The organism is Streptomyces sp. MB09-01 (assembly GCF_033794505.1).
Lineage (GTDB): Bacteria > Actinomycetota > Actinomycetes > Streptomycetales > Streptomycetaceae > Streptomyces.
In genome coordinates, this window is record NZ_JARAYQ010000345.1 from 1 (window position 1) to 6,964 (window position 6,964).

General features: G+C 72.2%; 4 protein-coding genes and 1 pseudogene. 2 read left to right on the forward strand and 3 right to left on the reverse strand.

Features of this window, described 5'->3' with window-relative positions; genetic code table 11:
• On the reverse strand, positions 1-2,516 hold a 2,516-nt coding region (locus PV721_RS39200), incomplete at its 3' end, for a hypothetical protein (RefSeq protein ID WP_319733013.1).
• 187 nt (positions 2,517-2,703) lie between these two features.
• Positions 2,704-3,378 carry a response regulator transcription factor gene (locus PV721_RS39205; protein ID WP_319733015.1) on the reverse strand — a complete coding sequence of 225 codons (675 nt, stop codon included), beginning with the start codon at positions 3,376-3,378 and terminating at the stop codon, positions 2,704-2,706.
• 168 nt (positions 3,379-3,546) lie between these two features.
• Here PV721_RS39205 and PV721_RS39210 point away from each other — a divergent pair, with 168 nt between their 5' ends.
• Together PV721_RS39210 and PV721_RS39215 are read left to right on the forward strand one after the other, a co-directional pair.
• Positions 3,547-4,932 carry a hydrolytic protein gene (locus tag PV721_RS39210; protein WP_319733017.1) on the forward strand — a complete coding sequence of 462 codons (1,386 nt, stop codon included), beginning with the start codon at positions 3,547-3,549 and terminating at the stop codon, positions 4,930-4,932.
• A gap of 404 nt (positions 4,933-5,336) precedes the next feature.
• Positions 5,337-6,239, forward strand: a complete 903-nt coding sequence (locus tag PV721_RS39215) for a helix-turn-helix transcriptional regulator (protein WP_319733019.1) — start codon at positions 5,337-5,339, stop codon at positions 6,237-6,239.
• A gap of 113 nt (positions 6,240-6,352) precedes the next feature.
• Here the strand turns inward: PV721_RS39215 and PV721_RS39220 are convergent.
• Positions 6,353-6,964 (reverse strand): annotated as a pseudogene (locus PV721_RS39220) (hypothetical protein); the annotation flags it as partial.

Sequence of the window (6,964 nt, forward strand, 5' to 3'; positions counted from 1 at the left end):
GCGCTGACCTGCACCCTGGGCGTGGTGCCCGCCGGCGCCACCGTCACGGTGAGCGTCACCCTGACCGGCGTCATCGCCGGGGACCAGCCGGTGGACTGGTCGGTCACCGGCACCACGGTCCGCCCGGAGTTGTCGCTGGGGCGGGGGTCGAGCACGGTGCCGGTGACCGACCAGTCCACCGGCTGGTCCCCGGCGGTGACGCCGGTCAGGGTGACGCTCACCGTGACGGTGGCGCCGGCGGGCACCACGCCCAGGGTGCAGGTCAGCGCCGCCGCGTCACAGGTGGCTCCGGGTGTGGTGAGCGCGGTGACGCTCACGCCCAGCGGGGGCGCGACGGCCAGCCGGGTACCGGGCGAGGCCGCCGGTCCGTGGTTGACGACGTCCACGCGGACGGTGCCGGAGCCGCCGACGGTGAGCGGCGGGGCCTTTTCGGGCGCCCGCACCGCGAGGTCCACCGACTGCTGCACGCCGGGTTCCTTCTGGCGACCCGGCAGGCCGGTGACGAGCAGGTTGTGGTCGCCGGAGGCCACGTCCACCAGCTTGAGCTTCTCCGGGCTGTTGGGGGCCCGTGAGCCGCGGGCACTGAGCACCAGGCTCTTGCCGTCGGCGGTCCATGCGGCGTCGCGGGGCTGGAACGGCCCCTTGGCCGTGGGCTCCGGCAGCTCCCGGCCGCAGGCCCCCGGCACGTCGCGGGCGGAGTCGGGCAGCAGGACCCGGCAGGCACCGCCGGCCGCGGAGGCGAGCAGGATGCCGCTGCGCTCGTCGACGCGGCCGGCGCCGTTCTTGCGGTTGAAGGCGATGGTGGCGCCGTCCGGTGAGAACGCCGGGCTGTCGTCGATGACTTCGCAGGCACCGGGACAGAGGGTGGCGCTCAGGTCGCGCTGCCGGTCCAGGTGGTCCACGGGCACGGTCCAGATGTGCTTGTTGCCGCCCTTGTCGTTGATCACGAGGTTGCGGGTGAAGGCCAGTGTCGTGCCGTCGGAGGACCAGGTGGGCTGGGCGTCGCCGCCCCGGGCCTGGCCGGCGGGCGGGGCGATCTCGCCGCGGATCGCGCCGGTCGCGGCGTCCGCGATCAGGATGCGTGCGGGGCCCGCGGCACCGCCGACGCCGCCGGGCGAGGTCCGGGTGAAGGCCAGGAACCGGCCGTCGGGGGAGAACGCCGGGTCGGTGTCCCAGTCCTTGGGGCCGCGGCCCGCGAGCGGCAGGGGCGCCGCGCGGGAACCGTCGGCGTCAGCGATCCAGATCCGTTCGATCCGGCCGTCGGGCGTGTCCTCGAAGCGGGTCAGCACGATCCTGCGCCCGTCGGGCGTGTAGTTCTGCCGCTCGGTCCACGGGTCGAAGCCGGGACCCGGCCGGAACAGCGGATCCTTGGCCGGGTCGGTGTTGGTGTCGGCCGCCGGGTCCTCCTTGAGGATGGTCAGGCCGAGGTCGCGGGGGTCGGATCCGTCCATCCGGGCGTCCTGCAGGGTGACCACGTGCGGCCCGGCCGCCGAGGTCCGCTCGACCACGACGCCGCCGCCGGTCAGCGGACCGAGCCAGGTGGGCGAGCCGACCTCGCGGTCCTCGCTGAGCTCCACCTCGGGCGTGTCCGCCGAGTGCGCGGGCACCCGGAAGACGTGGTCCCAGTCGCCCTCGCAGTCACAGGTGCGGTCGGGGCTGAGGAAGAGCACACCGTTCCCGTCGGGCAGCCACGCTGCCCCGTGGGTACGCCAGTTCGCCTGGGCGCCCGCCAGCAGCGGGCCGCCGCCGCGCCCGTCGGTCCACCGCAGGCGGGGCCCGGCCGGTCCGGTGGCGGTGTAGGCGATCACGTCCCGGTTCGCCTTGTCGTCCACCGGGTTCCACACCGGTTCGGTGGCCGTGCCGTTGCCGGGGTCGGTGACGCGGGTGGCGGCGCCGCCGCCCCGCAGGGGACGTACGTAGACCTGCCGGCCGACGGCTCCGTCGCCGTCCGAGGAGTACGCCAGGCGTCCCCCCTCCGGCGAGACCGTGGGGTGCTCCTCGTTCGCGGGCGAGTCGGTCAGCCGGGTCAGGCCCGTGCCGTCGGTGCGCACCAGCCACAGGTCGCGCTGGATGCCGCCGGCCGGGGAAGGCGGGGCCGAGTCGAAGACGACCGACCGGCCGTCGGGGGTCAGCCGGGGGTTCGCCACGTCCAGGCCGCTGGTCAGGCGCCGCACCGAGCCGTCCGCGGAGCGCAGGTAGACCTGCGGGGTCCGCTCGTCGCGGCGGCCGGCGAAGACCAGCTGGTCGCCCAGTGCGGCCGGCTGGGTGTCCAGGTGGGCCGGGCCCTCGCCGAACAGCGGGGTGCTGGACGTGCCGCTCGCCACCCGGCCCAGGCTGCGGTGGCGCGTGCCGGCGTAGACGACCCGGCCGTCACCGGCGTCGGCCGCCAGGGGGCGCGCCTCGGCGTCGCCCGGGCCGGTGGCCGCCGTCACCGCGAGCAAGGGCACCAGCAGCAGCAACGGCGCGCCGGCCCTCCCCCAGCGGCGTCGACGACTGCCGGAGCCACCCGTGCGCATCACGGTCCACCTCACAGTCCGGTACAGCATTCACGTCCGACCCCGCCACGTTGCGGGCCCGGCAGGGGCGGCCGGGAGGGCCGTGCGGCCGCACCCGGGGGAAGCGGCCGGTGCGCTTTCGGGCAGCGGCGGGTGCGGCCCGCCAGGGGCGGCGGACCGCCGCCGTGTGCAGGCTCCCGCCGCCCGGTCAGATCAGCCCGTTGCGCAGGGCGTAGCCGACCGCGTGCGTGCGGTTGCGCAGGTGCAGCCGCGTGATGATCTCGTGCAGCACGTTCTTGACGGTCCGTTCGGAGTACGAGGTCTTGCGCGCGATCTCCGAGGTGTCCAGGCCCTCCGACACCAGGCGCAGCATGTCGGCCTCGCGCGAGGTCAGGGTGGACAGGGACACGGCGTGCGGGTCGAGGGTCGAACGCTGCAGGCTGCCCACGTGGTCGAGGAGTTTCGCGAGCAGGTCGCCGGGCAGCACGCCCTCGCCGTTGGCTATCGCCAGGACCAGGCGCAGGAGCCGGTCCTGGTCGGCCTCGGTGCGCCGCAGCACGGCGGTGACGCCGCATTCGATGGCGCGTTGCAGGGCGTCCCCGGATTCGAAGGTGCCGACCACGAGCCCGGTGCGGGTACCCGGGTTGTGCCGCAGCCGGTACAGCAGGGCGGCCGTCTCGTCGTCCACGCTGTCGACGGCGACGAGCGACACCTGCGCGCCGTCGGCGTCGGCGAGGTCGACGAGTTCGATCTCGCGTCGCTGGCGCAACTGGTGGACGACTCCGACGTGCAGGACCGGGTCCGGTGCGTACACGGCCACGGTGACCCGTCCGCCGGCGACGTCGGATGAGGGGGCGGGTCCGTAGTTCTCAGGCTGGGTCATGTGTCGTACCTGTTCCAGGATGCGTATGTGGGGTCACGAATGGAGAGGAATGGTCAACAGGGCTTTGTTTGGCCGCAGTTGACGAGTGTCTGTGGGGGCATCGGGGTTGCCCGGGGCGTTGCCCTCGCGTCCGTGGAAGCGGCCGGGACGGCGGCGTAGCGTCGAGGCGTGATATCCCCAGCAGCCTCTTCCAGCCCTGGCGCGCCCGGCCTCGACATCCCGCCGGTGTCGGTGACGCCGGGCGGTACCGCATCCACCAGCCTGACCGTCCGCAACGACAGCGACATCGTCGAGGCGTACCGCCTGGAGGTCGTCGGCGACTGCGCTGCCTGGGCCACGGTGGAGCCCGAGCGCGTCTCCCTCTACCCCGGCACCTCGGAAACGGTGACGATCCGTCTGGCGCCGCCCCGTTCGCCGCAGGTGCGGGCGGGGGACGTGCCGCTCGCCGTGCGCGTGCTGCCCACCGAGCACCCGGAGGCCGTTCGGGTCCCCGAGACCACCGTCCATATCGGAGCATTCCGGGAGCTTCGGGCTGAGAGCGCTCCCAGAAGGCGCCGCGGCTGGCTGCGCGGACGCTACCGACTGGCCGTGCGCAACGAGGGCAACTGCCCCGTACAGCTGGGCTTCACGCCCGCCCAGCCGGGAGAAGAGCTGAAGTTCGCCTTCGCTCCCACGGCGCTGAAGCTGGAGCCGGGGGAGTCGGCGGAGGTGGGACTGCGGGTCCGCACCGGCAAGCCGGTCTGGTTCGGGACGCCGGTGACCTGGCCGTTCACCGTGGAAGTGGCCGAAACTGAAGCCGCAGCCGGTGACAGTGCCGGAGACGGCGGTGGCGAGGTCGGCAGGGAGCGGCCGGAGGCGGAGCCGGACCCCGTCCGCGCGACGCTGGACGCGGAGTTCGTCCAGATCCCGATCTTCCCGACGTGGCTGCTCGCGGTACTGGCCGCGCTGCTCGCGCTGCTGCTCGCCTGGTTCCTGCTGGTACGTCCGGCCGTGCGCAGCACGGCCAAGGAGGCCGCCGACGAGGCGGTCCAGAAGAAGCCGACGCCCAGCGCGGACCTGAACGGGCAGACCCCGGTGACCGGCGACGGCAAGCAGCCGGGCGGCGGAGGCAAGGGGACCCAGCCCGGCGCGGGCGGAGCCGGTACGGGAACAGGGACGGATACGGGAGCCGGAGGCGGAGGCGGTACGGGATCCGGCGGGCAGCAGAGCTCGGCCACCATCGACCTGCAGACCGGCGGCGGGCAGACCAAGACCGGCACCTACACGGTGCCCGCGGGCAAGGCCTTCGGAATCACGGACGTCGTCGTCGCGAACTTCCAGGGCGACGAAGGGGTGGTCACCATCGACTTCGGAGACCGAAAGATCACCACGATCGCGCTGGAGACGTTCCGCAACCAGGACTACCACTGGGTCACCCCCATCAGCATCACCGAGAGCCAGACTGTGACCGTCCAGGTGACCTGTGCGAAGCCGGGCACCCCGGCCACCGGCCGTCAGGCGCAGGAGTGTCACGAGGTACTCAACGTGAGCGGAGTGCTGAGCGACCTCCGGTGACCGAGCGGCACGGACATCGTCGGTCAGGTTGCACGCCGGGGCAAAGGGGGCCCTTTGCCCCGGCGTCCGGAAATCGGTACTCCTGAGTAGCGAACTGACGTCCTCCTCGCTACCGCGCGCTTTCGTTTCCGCAGCGCCTGGAACGGTTAACCCCGGTACACGGGGCACCAGCTGACGAAGCGCCAAAGATGGCCTGTTTTCGACTCTCTCTTTTGGTCCGGTCAGTGCGTGGGGACTCCCACCTCAGGACGTCGGGTCGTAGCAGCTGATCGCCTGGCATATTGCGCAGAAACCTGCACCGGATGTCACCGTGCACGACACGGTGCGAAGGCCGATCCAACAGCCCTTGGCCGTGGCAATCTGCTCGCCAGCGCAAGGGTTTGGAGCGGAGGAGAGCACGTCTCGTGGGTGTCACTGTCAATCCCACCGTCAGCAGGCGCCGACTGGGTTCGGAGCTGCGCCGGCTCCGGGAGATCAGCGGTATGACGACGCAGCAGGTGGCGGCGCGCCTGCTGATTTCCCAGCCCAAGATCAGCCTGCTGGAGAACGGCCGCCGACTCATCAAGCCGCGCGACGTGCGGGATCTCTGCGGGCTGTACGGAGTCCGGGATCAGCGGCGCGTCGACCATCTGATGCAAATGGCCCGGGAATCGGGCCGGCAGGGCTGGTGGAACGCCTACGACGACATCCCGTACGGCGCCTACATCGGCCTGGAGGCCGAGGCCGCCACGATCCGTATCTACGAGCCCTTGGTGATTCCCGGCCTGCTGCAGACTCCCGCCTACGCCCGGGCGGTCATCGCAGGAACGATCCCTCATGCCAATGCCGAACAGGCCGCCACACGCCTACAGGTGCGGATGCTGCGCCAGGACCGGCTGAGCGCGCCGGGCAACCCGCTGCGCTTATGGGTCGTGCTGGACGAATCGGCGCTGCGGCGCGTGGTGGGCGGCAGCAAGGTCATGTGCGAACAGTTGGACCAGGTGACCCGCCTCAGCGCCCAGCCGCACATCACCCTTCAGGTTCTCCCTCACGGAGTGGGTGCGCACCCGGGTGTCTCGGGACAGTTCTCGCTGCTCGAGTTCGCCGATGCCGCCGATGCGACCGTGGTGTATCTGGAGAGGTTCACCAGCGACCTCTATCTGGAGAAACGATCCGACGTGCGACGCTACAGCGACATGTACGCGCACCTGCAGGCCCAGGCGTTGAGCCCGGACCGTACCCGGACCTTCATCGAGGAAGCCGTCGAGGCGCACGTGGGCACGGAGCTCCGGCCGGGCATCTGCACACTGTCCCTGTCGGACGCGTAACCGCGTTGTCGGCGCCGATCACTCGCGAGCCCCACTGAGCCCCTGGGCGGAGTGTCCAGGGGCTCAGCTGCCGAACGGCGGACCGGATCGAAGGCGGTCACGCCTGCGACGGGCTAGTCCTGTCGGGTCGTTGCACCTCGCCGGGTCCGCTTCATGGCGAAGAAGGCCGAGCCTCCGATGAAGGCCAGCGCTGCTGCAGCGGCGGCCATGATGCCGGGCTCGCTGCTGGAACCGGTCGTGGCCAGGTCCGCCGACGCCACCTTCGGCTGCCGGTCGGTGGCGGCGCTCACGTGGGCGAAGTTGACGCTCTTGGCGGTGTGGTCGGGGCGGAACTGGCCCAGAACGTCGTCGAGGCCGCCGGGCAGGAAGTCCGCCCACGGGGGCTTGCTCTGGTCGGGGCCGTCGTTACCGTGGCCGGGCGGCTTGCCGTGGTCGTCGTCGTGACCGTGGCCGGGCTTGCCGTGGTCGTCGTCGCGACCGTGATCGCCCTCGTCGCCCTCGTCGCCCTCGTCGCCCTCGTGGCCCTCGTGGCCCTCGTCGTCGTGACCGTGGTCGTGGTCGCCCGAGTCACCCTTTTCACCCTTGTCACCGCGAGGCCCCTTGGGCCCTGCGGGTCCTGCGGGTCCTGCCGGTCCGGCGGGTCCGGCGGGTCCGGCAGGCCCTGCGGGTCCTGCGGGTCCTACGGGTCCGGCCGGTCCTGCGGGGCCGGGGGAACCGCTGGGGCC